Annotated in this window: 14 protein-coding genes; 9 read left to right on the top strand and 5 right to left on the bottom strand. The window is 55.6% G+C overall.

The window, feature by feature from the left end; genetic code table 11:
* The 8 genes from FMF02_RS12845 to FMF02_RS12810 all read left to right on the top strand — a co-directional run bounded on the left by FMF02_RS12845 (position 1) and on the right by FMF02_RS12810 (position 7,106).
* Positions 1 to 1,659, top strand: coding sequence for an OmpA family protein (locus FMF02_RS12845; protein WP_141413418.1), 1,659 nt, complete (start codon positions 1 to 3; stop codon positions 1,657 to 1,659).
* Positions 1,660 to 1,661: 2 nt separating this feature from the next.
* A complete protein-coding gene (locus tag FMF02_RS12840; RefSeq protein WP_141413417.1) occupies positions 1,662 to 2,552 on the top strand; it encodes a radical SAM protein in 891 nt (296 codons plus the stop codon).
* Between the two features lie 11 nt (positions 2,553 to 2,563).
* Positions 2,564 to 2,761 (top strand): hypothetical protein, encoded by a 198-nt coding sequence (locus FMF02_RS12835; protein ID WP_015547821.1) that lies wholly within the window; start codon positions 2,564 to 2,566, stop codon positions 2,759 to 2,761.
* An 11-nt stretch (positions 2,762 to 2,772) separates the two neighbouring features.
* Positions 2,773 to 4,713: a DUF4906 domain-containing protein gene (locus tag FMF02_RS12830; RefSeq protein ID WP_141413416.1), complete on the top strand. Its 1,941-nt coding sequence runs from the start codon at positions 2,773 to 2,775 to the stop codon at positions 4,711 to 4,713.
* A 48-nt stretch (positions 4,714 to 4,761) separates the two neighbouring features.
* Positions 4,762 to 6,012: a DUF6047 family protein gene (locus FMF02_RS12825; RefSeq protein ID WP_244611582.1), complete on the top strand. Its 1,251-nt coding sequence runs from the start codon at positions 4,762 to 4,764 to the stop codon at positions 6,010 to 6,012.
* Between the two features lie 122 nt (positions 6,013 to 6,134).
* On the top strand, positions 6,135 to 6,494 hold the full coding sequence (locus FMF02_RS12820; protein WP_141413415.1) for a hypothetical protein: 360 nt from the start codon (positions 6,135 to 6,137) through the stop codon (positions 6,492 to 6,494).
* Positions 6,495 to 6,688: 194 nt separating this feature from the next.
* Positions 6,689 to 6,802 (top strand): hypothetical protein, encoded by a 114-nt coding sequence (locus tag FMF02_RS13800; RefSeq protein WP_019150770.1) that lies wholly within the window; start codon positions 6,689 to 6,691, stop codon positions 6,800 to 6,802.
* 1 nt (position 6,803) lies between these two features.
* Positions 6,804 to 7,106, top strand: a complete 303-nt coding sequence (locus FMF02_RS12810) for a helix-turn-helix domain-containing protein (protein ID WP_141413414.1) — start codon at positions 6,804 to 6,806, stop codon at positions 7,104 to 7,106.
* A 42-nt stretch (positions 7,107 to 7,148) separates the two neighbouring features.
* Here FMF02_RS12810 and FMF02_RS12805 read toward each other — a convergent pair whose 3' ends face one another.
* The 4 genes from FMF02_RS12805 to FMF02_RS12795 all read right to left on the bottom strand — a co-directional run bounded on the left by FMF02_RS12805 (position 7,149) and on the right by FMF02_RS12795 (position 10,858).
* Positions 7,149 to 8,411 carry a site-specific integrase gene (locus FMF02_RS12805; protein WP_141413413.1) on the bottom strand — a complete coding sequence of 421 codons (1,263 nt, stop codon included), beginning with the start codon at positions 8,409 to 8,411 and terminating at the stop codon, positions 7,149 to 7,151.
* A gap of 356 nt (positions 8,412 to 8,767) precedes the next feature.
* Entirely contained in the window at positions 8,768 to 8,902 is a 135-nt protein-coding gene (locus tag FMF02_RS13970; RefSeq protein ID WP_257006519.1) for a hypothetical protein, read from the bottom strand.
* Positions 8,903 to 9,440: 538 nt separating this feature from the next.
* Complete coding sequence (ispF, locus tag FMF02_RS12800; RefSeq protein ID WP_026074690.1) at positions 9,441 to 9,920, bottom strand: 2-C-methyl-D-erythritol 2,4-cyclodiphosphate synthase; 480 nt, start codon at positions 9,918 to 9,920, stop codon at positions 9,441 to 9,443.
* Positions 9,921 to 9,925: 5 nt separating this feature from the next.
* Positions 9,926 to 10,858 (bottom strand): restriction endonuclease, encoded by a 933-nt coding sequence (locus tag FMF02_RS12795; RefSeq protein WP_019129359.1) that lies wholly within the window; start codon positions 10,856 to 10,858, stop codon positions 9,926 to 9,928.
* A 90-nt stretch (positions 10,859 to 10,948) separates the two neighbouring features.
* Here FMF02_RS12795 and FMF02_RS12790 point away from each other — a divergent pair, with 90 nt between their 5' ends.
* The gene (locus FMF02_RS12790) at positions 10,949 to 12,394 is read left to right on the top strand and encodes an aminoacyl-histidine dipeptidase (RefSeq protein WP_141413412.1); all 1,446 of its coding nucleotides are present in this window, start codon (positions 10,949 to 10,951) and stop codon (positions 12,392 to 12,394) included.
* A 115-nt stretch (positions 12,395 to 12,509) separates the two neighbouring features.
* Here FMF02_RS12790 and FMF02_RS12785 read toward each other — a convergent pair whose 3' ends face one another.
* Positions 12,510 to 14,945 carry a TonB-dependent receptor gene (locus tag FMF02_RS12785; protein WP_141413411.1) on the bottom strand — a complete coding sequence of 812 codons (2,436 nt, stop codon included), beginning with the start codon at positions 14,943 to 14,945 and terminating at the stop codon, positions 12,510 to 12,512.
* Positions 14,946 to 14,992 lie beyond the last annotated feature (47 nt).

Genomic DNA, 14,992 nt, shown 5'->3' with positions numbered 1-14,992 from the left:
ATGAAGATATGCAATAAGATATTGCAGATAGGTCTGCTGTCGGCAGCGCTCGGAAGCCTGTTCGGCTGCTCGGTAGCCAGACGGCTTCAGCGGCAGCAGGCGACGGCAGGTTTGGCGCAGCTTACCCGCGCCGAGCGGCAGGAGCGGCAGCAGGACTCCCGCCCGCAGGTCGTAAAACTCCAGCGTGACAGCAACACATTCTTTCTTGCACCCGTGGATACGCTTGCCGACGGAGAACGCGTGATGGCGCTTCAGATCGAGCAGGTGACGGTCGTGGCGAAGGCCCGTACCATTCCTGAACGCAACGGCCGCGTTACGCTGGATTTCATCGTCACGCTTCCGAAGGCGCTGTTGGGCCGCAGCCGCAGCGTCGTAATCACGCCTGTGTTGCACAAGCCTGACGAATCCGTGGCGCTCGAAGATCTGGTGATCCGCGGCGGACGCTTCTCGCTGCTGCAAGAGCGCGACTACTGGCAGTACGAAACCTATGTCGAACGCTTCCGCCCCGATACCGTGGGGCGCGAGGCGGCCTTCAACCGCTTCGTGAAGTTTCCCTATCCCGAAGACGTCCGGCTCGACTCGCTGGTCGAAGGGCGGAGCACCGTCACGTATTACTATTCCCAAGCGATTAAGACCGATGAGACCTCGAAGAAGATGCTGGTAACGCTTCAGGGGCAGGTCTTGGCCGTGGACGACAGCGCCTACAGCCTGCCGCCGTCGGATACATTGAGCTATGTCGTATCCTCGATGATCTCCTTTGTCGATACTATGCCGCGTTACCGTATCAAGGTCATCGACAAATTCGTGACCGTAGAGGATCGTAACTACATTCAGTTCTTCGTGGGTGATACCCGCGTGGTCGATACGCTGGGCGACAATCGACGGCAGCTGGACAAGATCACCTCCCTGATGCGGCGGATCGTCGAACAGCAGGAATTTTACGTCGATACCATCACGCTGACAGCAGCATCGTCTCCGGAAGGAGCCTACGCTTTCAACGAACGACTTTCGCAAGGACGGGCCGAGGCATTGAAACGCTACCTTGTCCGCCGATACGGTAGAAGCATCGACACGATGCTGACCGTGCAGTGGGTGGCCGAAGACTGGCCGGAGCTGATGACGCGCATCCGAACAGACCGGGAGATCGTAAACCGTGACGCTATTCTGGAGCTGATCGCCGAGGAAAAGAATCCCGACCGGCGGGAACAGGCCATCCGGCAGCGGTTCCCGAAGGACTATGATTACATCCATGCGATGATCTACCCGCAGCTGCGGGCCGTGAATTTCCGCTACAACCTGCGCCGAAAAGGAATGGTAAAGGATACGATCCATACCACGGAGCTCAATACGGTCTATGCCCGCGGCGTGGAGCTGTTACAAAAGCGCAAATACGCCAAAGCCTTGTACATTCTCAACGACTACAACGACCGTAATACCGTCGTGGCCCATCTGTCGATGGATCACAACGAGCGGGCATTGGAGCTGCTGGCGACATTGCCGAAGGATGCCGTGACGGAATACCTGCGGGCCATTGCCTGCTCGCGTTTGGGGCGCAAGGAAGAGGGCCGCCGTCACTTCCTCGAAGCCTGCCGCTTGGATGGCCGCATGGAATATCGGGGCAATCTCGATCCGGAAATTACAGAACTCTTAAAACAATAGCCATGCGAATCGGATTGGTGGATGTGGACGGGCACAATTTCCCGAATCTCGCGCTGATGAAGCTCTCGGCATGGCACAAGCGTCGGGGCGATACGGTGGAGTTTGCCGATCCCGAAACGGGCCGTTACGACAAGGTCTATATGTCGAAGGTCTTTACCTTTTCTCGGGATTGCACCGACCGTTACGATTGCGAGGTCGTGCGTGCCGGGACGGGTTACAGGGACTATGCGACGATTCTTCCCGAAGAGATCGAACATATATGCCCGGATTACTCGCTTTATGGGGTCAAGGAAGCCTATGGGTTTCTGACGCGCGGATGCGTGAACCGCTGTTCGTGGTGCGTCGTGCCCCATAAGGAAGGTGAAGTCCGGGCACACGCTGACATCGAAGAATTCCTCGACGGGCATAAGCGTGCTGTACTGCTCGACAACAATGTCTTGGCTTCGGAGTGGGGACTTATGCAGATCGAGAAGATCGTCCGCATGGGTATTCGGGTGGATTTCAACCAGGGACTCGATGCCCGGCGTATCGCCCGCACGCCGGAGATCGCCGCGCTGCTCGCACGGGTCAAATGGATACGTTTTCTACGCATGGCCTACGATAGCCGTGCCATGCAGGATGACGTTCATAAAGCCATAGAACTCCTCCGTAAGCACGGCGTTCCGGCCCGGAGACTATTTTTCTATGTGCTGATAAGGGATGACACCGAAGATGCGCTCGGACGTATCCGGGAGCTGAAAGCGTTGGGATGTCAGCCTTTCGTGCAGCCGTACCGGGATTTCGAACACGAGGGGAAACCCTCGCGGGAGCAATGGCGGCTGGCCTACTGGTGCAACCGCAAGCCGCTGTTCTACTCCGTGGATTATGAGGAATACCGAAAAAAACGAACTTAACGATTGAACTTATGAACAGATTGAAAATCAAATATGCCGTCGCGTACGGCTTTCTTGCAGCAACGGCGGTCGCGCTTATCGCATCTCTATTTGCAGGCTGCCATGTCTATGAACATGAAGAGGTGGAAATTATCCGCTGCCCGGTGATCGAAGCCGATACGATCGACATTCCCGGCTGGGATAAGGAAATCGCAACCCCCGAATTTTAACCGCTGTCACGATGAAAAAACTGTTGATTTGGCTCCCGGGCATGCTTTCGATGCTCGCAGCCTGCACCGAAGCGGTAGAGATACCGGCTTGGGCGCCCGAAAAACAATCGCCCGTCAGGGTCGAACTGCATCTGACGACCGAGCAGCAGGCCGCCACCCGCGCAATGGACGAAAATTGCATTCGGGATGTAAATTTATACCTGTACGGAGATACAGAATATCATTTTTATTTCCCCTCCGTTTCCTCGCCGCTGGTGTTCAACGTCCTTCCCGGCAATTATCAGAGCTATGCGATTGCGAACGCCGGGCAGGATCTGGGGGATAAAAATGCGTTCGAAATCCAGTTTTACGAAACGGCAGTGGACGTGATGGAGTCTTCGGACGCTATCCCGATGACGGATCGGGGAACATTGGCCGTCGATGGCGCTGGCCGGTGTACCCCCTCATCGCTTCGCGTAACGCGCAGTGCGGCGAAGATCGCCTATACCATCGAGGTCGCCGACGCCGTCGCACCGTCGTTCAGTCTTCGCTCGGTGCAGTTCTGCAATCTGCCGCGGACGATACGTCCCTTCGATTCGGGCAGTATTTCTTCGACGGTCGAGGCGAACTACTATGACGGCGAGGCGATGCCTGTCGGCAATGAACGGAGAACCGCGGGTACAGCGTATCTTTTCGAGAACTTGCAGGGCTCGGTAGACACGATCACCGACCAGAAGGACAAGTGCCCTGAAAATGCTCCGGCCTGTGCCACCTACCTGCGGATTCTCGCGGAACGGAGCACGGATAAAGCCCTTGTCGAATACATCGTTTATCCGGGTGAAAATAACACGTCGGATTTCAATGTCCGCCGAAACACGTGGCATAATCTGGAGCTTGTTATCAGGGGCGAAAATGAGATCGACAACCGGGTTCTCGTCTACGACGGCCTGTATTACGGAACGGCGAACTGCCATATCTGCACCGGCGATCAGGTTACGTTCGATGTTACCCCGTATCGCACGTCCCGCAGCCGCAATTACGCCTATCTGGGAATCGAGGCGGGCGATGAATACGCTCCGGCATCCGCCGGGCTGCTGTGGCAGGACAACAAGATCATTACAGGATTCACGCTTGCGGACAACCGTCTTACGGTGCGCACGAACGGTCAGCGGGGCAATGCGCTCGTCGCGGTGTACGATGCCGGCGGGACGATTCTCTGGAGCTGGCATATATGGTGCCTGCCCAACGATCGGCCGCAGGACGACCGGTATACGAACCGAGCGGGCGAACAGTTCCTTGTCATAGATCGGAATCTGGGAGCCATCGGTACGGATTTGAAAACCCGCTACGGTCTGGTCTATACATGGGGACGTAAGGATCCCTTTACGTCGAACGAGGTCTACAACGCCGCAGGACGTAAGGATCGGTTCATAAACCATTGGCCGACAATCTACACCACGAACGAATCCGAAGCCAAAACATACGATCTGACCTATATGACCCGGCACCCGACGACGTATGTCTATACGGGGTGGTACGCCAAACTTTATACCTATTACGACAATGCCCTTTGGGGCGATCCCGCACCCGTGGACACTTACGGTTGGGCGAGTGCGAAAAGCGTGCATGACCCCTGCCCCGAAGGGTACCGGCTGCCGAGCCGTTATACATGGACGGCTTTCGAGAATTACGTCTTTCCCGGAGAACCTTATGTGGTCGGAGCGTTCGACAACGGCTATTGGTTCCAGCGCTTCAGGGGAGATACGAAGGGGACGTTTTATCCCGTACCGGTCGGGAACGACGATTTTTGGCTGGATCGTGACGGCGTTGCCGTCACGCTGACCGGAGCGGCGTCCGAACCGACATCCGCTACGCCGTATCCGAGCGTCTATTTCAAATTCGAGATCAACAGCGGGTGGACGAATTTCGAAGGCGGAAAAGGCAAAGGGCTGGTGCGTTGTGTCAGGGAATAGATATTATTTCCGATTCTGTCTTGTAAAATCCTCTGAAATTTACCGTTCATGTCCCGAATCGCAGATTTTTTAGACAGCCTCATGAGGCGCAAGATTCCGGCGAGTGTTTTCGTTACGATGAATCCGCAGATGCAGGCCGTGCGTATCGCCGTCCGAGAAAACGGACGTCAGTCTTTCGAAGATTATGTACGCGAACAAGTTGCCGCCTGCTCCCGTTCATCGGTCGTTCCCGACCACACGCTGCTGCATCTGACCTTTTCCGACAGCAGAATGATTCCGTCCCGCCGGGGTACGACGAACGAATATTTTTACGGGAAGCTGGCTCCGGCTTTTATCCGGCAGGATATACACCCCGAGCCGGCCGTTTCGCTCCGGGATGCGGCTTTCGCACTCTCGAAAGGTCTTTCGCCCCTCTCTCCGGCAGGGCGGCGGGAACAGCTGATGCGCGATCCCGAATACCGGAGATTTACGATGCATTGTGCCCGTACGGCGCCCGACGATGCACCGCTCTATCGGGCTGTAACCTCTTCGCAGGGAACTTATCTCTTCAGCGATACGCTCAAGGGCCGGCGGGCCATGTACTGCTATATGCAATACATGACGGATCGTTTCTTCGGAATGCGGACTGATGCAGATACGCTGAAAATCTATGAATTGAAACATTTGCCGCCCCGAATCGCCGCGATGGCGGACAAGTGTATCGACAAATTCGTGAAAAGCGATCTGAAAAGCGAGTATCCGGGACTGGAGAGATCCCGATACAGTTTTACCGAGGAGAAGTGGATTCCGACATCGGTACTTTCGGAAGGCGTATGTTCGGCAGCATATTCCATATCACCGTGCTACGAGGACTTCGAGAGGTTCGTTGCCGGGAACCGGACACAGGTATCGTCAGGCAATCACGATCTCGCAACGCTGTTGTATATCGCGGAAAACGGGTACGCCGCATCTGTAGCCGACGACGGGTTGCATCGTTTCAGACATCGGGAGTTCTTCTCCGAGGTGGCGTCGAAACTCCGGGATTGCGACCGGGCGCGTATGGGAAACCGGCAATCGACGCACGACTTCGGGTACGGTGCCTTGCAGCAGCAGGCCCGTGAAATTGCAGCGGGTATTCTTCGCACGGAATACAACATTCAGAACGGGAGATTCCTGACGGAATACAAAGAGTCATCGCCGGATGCGAAACAGCATGTTTCCCTGCCCGGAACGGGCACCGTAACCGAAAGGCGGGAAACGGAACGCAGGCTGCGGCATTCCCGTCCCGCCAGCGGCAAACGTGCCGCAATAAAAATGTAACGGATATGCGGGAAGACCGAATCAGAAGTATTTACCTGACGCTCGACTGAACGCTGCATGCCGTACGTTTCGCTGTCGGAACGAACGGCGAAGAGGGTTTCAGGCATCACATCTCCGAAGAATTGAAAAAGACGACACCCGGACGGGCGCTCGAAAACCTGTTCTATCTGCAATACGATCTGCCTCCGGAAGCATCCTTCCATGCGACGACGGAAGAAGCGAAGCGGCCCGATGAACTATACATGCGGAAATTATTGCCGGAATTGATTCGTCTGAAGTTACAGCCCCGTCATATCGTGGCGAATGACGAGGCGTATTATGCGGCGATGAAAGGCGTAATGCTCTTTACGCCGGAAGCCGAAAAGCTGATGCATAGAGCAGATTATTATTCGGCACGGCGGCAAATCCGGCTGTGTGCACCGGATTTGAAACGACGCAATGAGGTGAAACGACCTCCGAGGCCAGCACTCAAATTTTATTAAATACCGATTCATAAAACATTCGACTTATGGAAGTAACCATGATGGAAAACGACGCCTATCTGGAACTGAGAAAGCGTCTGTGCGGCCTGTCGGTCGCCGTAACGGAATTGTATCGTAAAGTAGCCCCGCCCACACGGGAGAAATGACTCAGCACGCAGGAAGTATGCGAGGCGCTGCACATCTCGCAGCGGGCTTTGCAGAATTACCGCGACCGGGGAATCATTCCGTATTCCACGATAGGTTCCAAATTCTATTACCGGGAGACCGACATCGAACGCGTCATCCGCGAAGCTCTGATCCGCAGATAGTATGTCGGACATTATTACGACGCGATCCGAAGAGTTCAAGGAACTGACGGATTGGATGGTGCAAACCACGCGCGAGATCGAAACGGCCATGAAACATTTGCGGCCGACGATCGGTCAGGAGCATTATCTGACCGGAGACGAGATTTGCAGACGCTTCCATGTGTGCAAACGGACGTTGCAGACCTTGCGGGATACGAAAGCGATTCCCTATACGACGCTCGGCGGGAAAATCCTCTATCCCGAATCCGGTATCTTCGAGGTGCTGAAGAAAAACTACCGCGACTTCCGGCCCTGGAATAAGTAAACGAACGGCGACCAGACTGATCTGGTCGCCGTTCGTTTAGGGTTAAGCCTCTTTGGAAAGCAGCCGGGTCGTAGGCTGTGTGAGTTCATACAGATTGCCGATGCGCTGCGTAAGAAGACGTACGTCTTCCTTCATCTTGTTGGCGGTTAATTTGGCGTAGATCTGAGTCGTCGTAATCTGCTTATGTCCGAGCATTTCCGAAACGGTTTCGATAGGTACTCCTTTCTCCAACGTGACCGTCGTTCCGAACGTATGCCGACCGATGTGCGTCGATAGGTTTTTGGTAATGCCGCATTTTTGGGCAATCCGTTTTATCGTTGTACACATACTTTTCCGATCTTTCACGGGAAAGACCCGCGTTTCGTCAATTTTACCCGGATACCCCCTATATCGTTCGATAAGCTCTTGCGCAATGGGCAGCAACATGATGTGATAAGGCGTACCGGTCTTCTGACGGCGATTGTAGATATATTGTTCTCCCGTCGGAGTTGTTACGATATGATCGTAAGTCAGATTCTTCAGATCTATATAAGCCAGTCCGGTGAAACAACAGAAAATAAACATATCCCGCACGGCCCGCTGCCGATGATAACGCAATTCTATATTCATAAGCCGTTGTATTTCTTCGTCGGACAGGAACATGCGGGGCTTATAATCCGGAGCACATTTGAATGCCAGAAAGGGATGACGGTCTATCCAGCCTTGCTCAACGGCTACATATAAAACACATTTCAACGTCTGGGTGCGTTTGAAAGCCGTTGTCTTGCCGCAATGTCCGTCTGAGAGCATCCATGCGTAATATCTTTCTATGAACGTGACATCCAACTCCTTCAAAGTCACATCTTCCAGTTTTTTCAGAACCAGATACCGCATCAGGCAACGGCGTTCTCCCATCAGTTTATCGTAGGTACGCAGCGTTCTGTCGTGACCGATTCGTGCTTTGATGGTGTCCAAATGGTAGTCGAAAGCTGCTATGAGCGTTTTATATCGGTCGCCGAAACCGTGGTAAGCATTCTTGACCTTATTGGCCGTAACATACGCATCACGGTCACTGATCGACTGATAGTGTTTGGCGATTTGAGCTTTGATGTTTTCAAGCATCTGGTGAATTTCGCGCGAAAGCGTATTTCGTTGCGATTTCAGATAATTGGTTTTCTCATCCCATAGTGCGGGGTCGATATTCAACTTGCAACTGAAACCGGCTTGCGTGCCATTGACCGTGATGCGCCCCATGACCGGAACTTTCCCGTCTTTCGAGATTTTATCCTTTTTTAGATAAAACAGAACTTTGAACGTACTTTTCATAACTCAACAATTTTTAATGTGACAAAGGTATCGGTTGTTGAGTTCTCAAGAATTACGTATATTTGCGCAAGAAATTGTAATTCAGTCGCATATATGCTATTATAAAGCAATTCGACGGGGTTACGATTTGGTAACGAAACTCCCGTCGAATTCTACTTTTTCAGGCTTTTCTGCCTAAAATTCGTGCAAAAGACAGATTTTATATATCTTGATTATCTGCGTTTTACACTTTTTACCTCCCCGTTCTTAAAAAACACTCATCCCCTTGCGAACCGGGGTTTATTGTGAGCGGGGCCTGCGCCTGCGATCGGATTGTCTGAAAAAAAGAAAGAGACCGCTCTTTCGTGATCTCTTCCTTAATCGATGTTCGACTTGTTCGATTCTAGAACTTTGAGGAACCAGTCGGAGGTCATCATGTCCAACAGTTTGTTGGTGAGGTTGCTCTTCAGCGTCCGCGAGGCAACCACGGTGTTTTTGATCATTCGTACCATACTTAACCTGAATTGCGATCCGCGTTCGAGTCGCCTCTGCGGCGGATCTGTTTTCTAACCTTAACCGATGCAAAGATAATACAAATAAAGGTAAGTTGGTAAATATTTTTAATAAATTTTTCAGAAAATTTAATAAAATATATTACTGTATATGATAATCAGTTTGTTGCATGATTCGAAAGATATTCCCTTTTTTGGGGGGCTTACGAGTGTCGGTTTGGCAGCATCGGAACGTTGAACCGGCATTTTGGCACTTTGGTGCGGCCGCAGCGGAAGAATCGTATGGAATTATCCCGATCCCGTTTCGTGTTGTTGCGACGATTGCGTATGGCGTTTCTTTCTCCATTTTTTTCGCCTCGGCACAGTCTGAACAAGTTCGGCTCTGTACACGGCTTAGCGAAAACGTTTTCCCTGATTGTCCGAAGAACGGCAGTCCGCAGCTACCCGACACAGGGATATGCTCTGTTCGCAAGAGTTCGCATGCATCCTTCGCCGGCTATGGACGGCGATGCGATTCAGAGAAGGATAGTCCCGAAAGTTATTCCCGGTAGATGAGCGCTACGGCCGAGACCGAGACGCCCTCTTCGCGGCCCTCGAAGCCGAGCCGCTCGGTCGTGGTGGCCTTGACTGAAACGCAGTCGACACCGATTCCCATGACGTCGGCCAGCGTCCGGCGCATCCGGTCGATGTGGGGACGCAGTTTGGGTCGCTGCATCCGGATCGTGCAGTCGACGTTGCCGATGCGGTAGCCTTTTTGGGCGAGCAGCTCCGCGACGCGGTGCAGCAGCAGTTTCGAGTCGATACCCTTGTAGTCGTCCGATGTGTCGGGGAAATGCAGCCCGATGTCGCCCAGCGCGGCGGCGCCCAGCAGTGCGTCGCAGAGGGCGTGGATCACCACGTCGCCGTCCGAGTGGGCGACGCACCCCTTGTCGTGTTCGATCCCGACGCCGCCCAGCACGAGGGGCAGCCCTTCGGCCAATGCGTGTACGTCGTATCCGTGTCCGATTCTGAAAAGCATGGGCATCAATCGTCTAAGTCGTTGAAATAATCTCGGTCGATCCGTTTGATTTCATAAGAGAACGCAGTCGTGACCCCGAGTCCGTATTCGATCATGAGCTGTGTCAGTTTCTCTCCGTCGATTTTGACCAGTTTGACTCCCTGGGGTTTGTAGGATTGCGCCTCTTTGGTGAAAGAGGAAGTGGTGATAAAAATTCCTTTCGTACTTCCCTGTCCGGCGAGTGCACCCACGAATTTTTGCAATTCGGGACGTCCGACCGTATTGTTCCTGTTCCATTTCTTGGCCTGGATATGGACGACGTCCAGACCCAGCTTGTCCTCCTTGATGATACCGTCGATTCCTTCGTCTCCCGTGCGTCCGATCGCCTGTCCCGCATCCTGAATCGAACCGCCGTAGCCCATCTTGACCAGAAGCTCGACGACGAGCCGTTCGAAAAATGCGAAATCCTGCATCAGTACGACATCCAGCAGTTCGGACGACAGTTTATTGTGTATCTGTTCGTAGGCGTGGGCGATCGTCTCTTCCGGAGTGACGGGAGGCGTGCATTCCGGATCGATAGCAGGCGCGCACTCGTTTTCCCGCGTCTTGTCGTTGCGGGACGACGGGGCGTAGAAATCGACGAAATTCGGGTATCCCGTCAGGTAGGTTACGTCTATTTTCTTTTTGGATTTTAAAGCCTTTATTCCCAGAGAGGTGATTGAGAGTATCCCTCTTTTTCTCTGTTCGAGCAGTCCCGCCTTCTTTAAGTAGGTTTTTGCCCAGCCGACGCGACCTGAAAAAAGTGCACTATGGCCGCTGGGAGCTAACTGTTCCCGTTCTTCCTGTGTGAGTTCGAATCGGTCGGCCAGTTGCTCTATGACGTTTTTGAAGAGATGCTCCTGTCCGTCCTGAATACATTCCAGCAGAGGCCGCATCAGTGTTTGGTAGTCCGGAATCATGGTGTTCGATTATATCAGACAAAATTAAGTAATTTCTCTTTAAAATGGATATTCTTTTGTAATTTTGTGCATATTCAAACCGAAACAGAGATGACAGATTTGACGAAACTCGCACCCTGCGAGGTGTGGACGGAATTCGAGGCGATCACGCGCGTACCGCGGCCCTCGAAGAAGGAGGAGAAGATACGCGACTACCTGGTAGGCTGGGCGAAGGAGCACGGATTGGAGTACCGGTGCGACGCGACGGGCAACGTCGTGATTCGCAAACCGGCGACGACCGGTTACGAAGGGCGTCCGACGGTGATTCTCCAGTCGCATATGGATATGGTCTGCGAGAAAAATTCGGACGTGGCGTTCGACTTCGAGCACGACGCGATCCGCACCCGCATCGACGACGGCTGGGTGCGTGCCGAGGGGACGACGCTCGGCGCCGACGACGGGATCGGCATGGCTGCCGCACTGGCGATGCTGGCCTCCGCGACCGTCGCGCATCCGGCACTCGAAGCGCTCTTCACCGTCGACGAGGAGACCGGCCTGACGGGAGCGTTCGGGTTGGGCGAGGGGATGCTGACGGGGAAGTACCTCATCAACCTCGATTCGGAGGACGAGGGCGAACTCTTTATCGGCTGCGCCGGCGGCGTGGATACCGTGGCCAAATTCAGCCCGATGGTGACGCCGGCGCCCGACGGGTTCGAATATTTCCGTATCGACGTCAAGGGGCTGGCCGGCGGCCATTCGGGCGACGACATCGAGAAGGGGCGCGCCAACTCCAACAAGCTGGTGGCGCGGCTGCTTTACGAACTGCTGCCCTACGGGCCGGTGCTGAACCGTTTCGACGGCGGCAACCTGCGCAACGCCATTCCGCGCGAGGCGTTCGCCGTCTTCGGCGTTCCCGCCGAGACGGCCGGCGACGTGTGCGAGCGCTGCCGTGCGTTCGCCGTCGAGATCGTCGAGGAGTTCAAGTACACCGAACCCAATTTGCAGATGACCCTGAACAAGATCGAGGGGGTCGAATGGGTGCTCGATCCCGTGACGATGCAGTCGCTCGTCGGGGCGCTCGTCGGTCTGCCTAACGGCGTGCTGGCGATGTCGCACGCCGTCGAAGGGCTGGTCGAGACCTCGTCGAATCTGGCGTCGGTGAAGTTCGGTGCCGAGGGGATCGTGGTCACTACGTCGCAGCGTTCGTCGGTGGAGAGCGCCAAGCGTTATGCCGCACAGACCGTCGAGGCGGTGCTGCGGCTCTCCGGCGCCGAAGTCGCCCATTCGGACGGTTATCCCGGCTGGTCGCCCGATCCCGATTCGTACCTGCTGCACGTCACGGAGCAGTGTTACGAGCGGCTTTTCGCCGTGAAGCCCAAAGTACGGGCCATCCATGCCGGATTGGAGTGCGGGCTGTTCTTGGAGAAATATCCGGAGTTGGACATGGTGTCGTTCGGCCCGACGCTGCGCGGCGTGCATTCGCCCGACGAGCGGCTGGAAATCGCCACCGTGCAGAAGTTCTGGGATCTGCTCTGCGCCGTGGTGGGGAGTCTCTGAGCGTCGGAGACCTGAAAAAGAGAGGAGCGTCGGATAACGACGCTCCTCTCTTTTTCGGTCGGTGCGGTTCCGTGCCGGCCGCTGTTCGCCGGTTCCGGACGGGCTGCCCGGCGATCTACTGTTTGCCGCCCTGCTTGTTGCCGCCGTCCATCATGTCGTCGTTGGAGATCGACTTGCGGGTTTTCCTGACCTGTACGTTCTGCTTTCCGAAGCGCCAGTAGGCGCCGATCGAGAACTGGCGCGAATGGTTGCGGCTGCGGCTCTGCGAGCGATAGGTCGGGGTTTGCGCCGTGGAGCTGTACGTCTGGTATTTGGTGAAGGGGTTGTAGCAGCTGACCGAAATCTGCAACTTCTTGTCGAAGAACTTCTGCGAAAGGGTGGCATAGGAGTAGAAGTAGTCGCCCGACTTGCGGCCCAGGTTCGCGCTGCCGCTGTTGTATCCTTCGCCCAGCGAAACGGTGGCCGCTTTCCAGAGCGCGATGTTCATGTTGAGGTTCTGGTCGAAGGTGAACTCCTCGGTGGAGATCTCCTCTTGGGGCAGCCGGTAGTGGCTGTAACCGCCCCGCCCGTTCAGCGCGAAGGAGAACTTCTCCGAGGGGGAGTAGTTGACCGAAAGCCGTGCGCTGGCCGTGCGCTCGCGCACGTTGTTGCTGTACGTCGTGTGCGAGACGCCCTGGTCGTCGACGCTCGTCCAGCTCGAAATGCCGTCGTTCGACAGGTGGCCCGACAGGGTGAAGGTGCCGCTCCATTTGGGGGAGAAATAGTTGTATTTGAGCGACAGCGTATGTGTCGTCGATGCTTCCAGATCGGGGTTGCCCTGCGAGGTATTGTAAGGGTCGCTGTCGTCGAGGTAGGTCGACAGCATCGAGATCGAGGGACGGCGCAGCCGTTCGGTATACGAGAGCGAGAGGTTGTGCCCGTCGCGCGGTTTGTAGGTGAAGCTGAGGTAGGGGATGAAGTTCAGCAGGCGGTTGCCGTAATCGTAGATTCCCTCCCGGCTGTTGTCGGCGTCGGCATGGTTCCACGTGCGCTCCATGCGCACGCCGGCACGCGCCGATACCTTCGAGAATTTCAACCCGTAGCCGAAATAGAGCGAGAAGATCTGCTGCCGCTGCCGCAGGTCGTCGTACTTGGTCGTGTTCGTCGGATCGAACCCGACGGGATCGATCCACGGGATCTCGTTCTGGTAGCCTTTGTTGATCCGGTAGATATATTTGCTGCCGGCTTCGACGTAGTGGTGTTCCGCGAGCGGGTTGTAGTAGTCGAGCTGGAAGGTGTTCGTGAAGCTCCGGCTCGTATGGCGCTTGTAGAGTTGCGAAGAGGGGTAGTTCAGCACGCCGTCGTAGGTGACGAGATTGTAACCCTTGTCGGGGTCGATCTCGACCATGTCCGAAACAGTGAGCGTATGTTCGGGCTTGCGGAAACGCCGCTCGTAGTTGGCGCCGACCTGAAATCCCGTGTAGGGGTAGTTGTCGTAGTCGTGCGTGTCGTAGGCGACGGTCGGCGTTTCGGCGGCGTCGGACATGCGGATCCGGGTGTCGGAGCTGTTCTTCCATGCGCCTGTCCAAAGCGATCCTTCGAGGGTGACGAGGTTGAGCGTATCGGGTTGGTAGCTCAGGTTCAGCGTGACGTATTCGTTGTGGCCCTTGCCGTAGCCGGTCGATTCGGAGGTGTGGTAGCGCTGCTGTTCGGAGGCGAAATTCTCGCGCCGGCTTTCCGATGTGTAGGGGCGGTTCCTGCGGTTCATCTGAAAGAAGAACGCCTGGACCGAAGCGGCGAACTTGCCCTTCTGGACGGAGAGGGAGGCTCCGCCGTATTGCTGGCGGGTGTCGAGTCCCGTGTTGTAGTTGAGGCTGCCGTTGTAGCCGTCGAACTCCTTGCGGGCGGTGATGATGTTGATGATGCCGCCCGCGCCTTCGGCGTCGTATTTCATCGAGGGTTCGGTGATGACTTCGATCTTCTTGATCTGCGAGGCGGGCATACTGCGGATCACGTCCTTGAAATTCTTGAACATCGCCGACGACCGTCCGTTGACCAGCACCTTGAAATCGCTCTGTCCGTTGAGCTTCACGTTGCCCTCGGCGTCGATGGTCAGCTGCGGCACTTTGCGCAGGATCTCTTCGAGCGTCGACGATGCGGCCTGCGGATCGTCTTCGACCGAGTAGGTCGTTTTCTCGGCGTCGGCCGTGACGAGCGGTTTCTGGATGGTGACCGTCACCTGGTCGATGTCCACGCCCTGCCGCAAGCGGATCGTACCGGCATCGGTCGCGGCAGTGCGGAGCGTGACGGGCTGCGTTTCGGGATTGTAGCCCACCATGGTGATTTGCAGGCGGTAATCGCCCGCGGCCTCCGCCGAGAGTTCGAACCGCCCCTGCGCATCGGCGGCGACGGCGGCGACGGCCGTCGAATCGCGCAGCAGGGCCGTCGTGGCGAAGCTCACGGGGGAGTCGTTCGCTGCGTCGACGACTTGGCCGCGCAGCAGGAATTTCTGCTGTGCGGTCATGCTCAGAGGCAGGAGAGACAGCAGCAGGAGAAGCGTTCGTTTTTTCATTTGTCAGGTGTTGGAACCGACGCGTTACGGTGCGCCGGCGAAGTGTC

This window comes from Alistipes communis (genome assembly GCF_006542665.1).
In the GTDB taxonomy this organism is placed as follows: Bacteria; Bacteroidota; Bacteroidia; order Bacteroidales; family Rikenellaceae; genus Alistipes; species Alistipes communis.
This window is presented reverse-complemented; position numbering and strand designations above follow the sequence as displayed.

What these genes read in the sequence shown, in the direction of transcription:
- FMF02_RS12845 (WP_141413418.1), top strand. Translation starts at nt 1, where the DNA reads ATGAAGATATGCAATAAGATATTGCAGATAGGTCTGCTGTCGGCAGCG.
- FMF02_RS12840 (WP_141413417.1), top strand. Translation starts at nt 1,662, where the DNA reads ATGCGAATCGGATTGGTGGATGTGGACGGGCACAATTTCCCGAATCTC.
- FMF02_RS12835 (WP_015547821.1), top strand. Translation starts at nt 2,564, where the DNA reads ATGAACAGATTGAAAATCAAATATGCCGTCGCGTACGGCTTTCTTGCA.
- FMF02_RS12830 (WP_141413416.1), top strand. Translation starts at nt 2,773, where the DNA reads ATGAAAAAACTGTTGATTTGGCTCCCGGGCATGCTTTCGATGCTCGCA.
- FMF02_RS12825 (WP_244611582.1), top strand. Translation starts at nt 4,762, where the DNA reads ATGTCCCGAATCGCAGATTTTTTAGACAGCCTCATGAGGCGCAAGATT.
- FMF02_RS12810 (WP_141413414.1), top strand. Translation starts at nt 6,804, where the DNA reads ATGTCGGACATTATTACGACGCGATCCGAAGAGTTCAAGGAACTGACG.
- FMF02_RS12805 (WP_141413413.1), bottom strand. Translation starts at nt 8,411, where the DNA reads ATGAAAAGTACGTTCAAAGTTCTGTTTTATCTAAAAAAGGATAAAATC.
- FMF02_RS13970 (WP_257006519.1), bottom strand. Translation starts at nt 8,902, where the DNA reads ATGGTACGAATGATCAAAAACACCGTGGTTGCCTCGCGGACGCTGAAG.
- ispF (WP_026074690.1), bottom strand. Translation starts at nt 9,920, where the DNA reads ATGCTTTTCAGAATCGGACACGGATACGACGTACACGCATTGGCCGAA.
- FMF02_RS12795 (WP_019129359.1), bottom strand. Translation starts at nt 10,858, where the DNA reads ATGATTCCGGACTACCAAACACTGATGCGGCCTCTGCTGGAATGTATT.
- FMF02_RS12790 (WP_141413412.1), top strand. Translation starts at nt 10,949, where the DNA reads ATGACAGATTTGACGAAACTCGCACCCTGCGAGGTGTGGACGGAATTC.
- FMF02_RS12785 (WP_141413411.1), bottom strand. Translation starts at nt 14,945, where the DNA reads ATGAAAAAACGAACGCTTCTCCTGCTGCTGTCTCTCCTGCCTCTGAGC.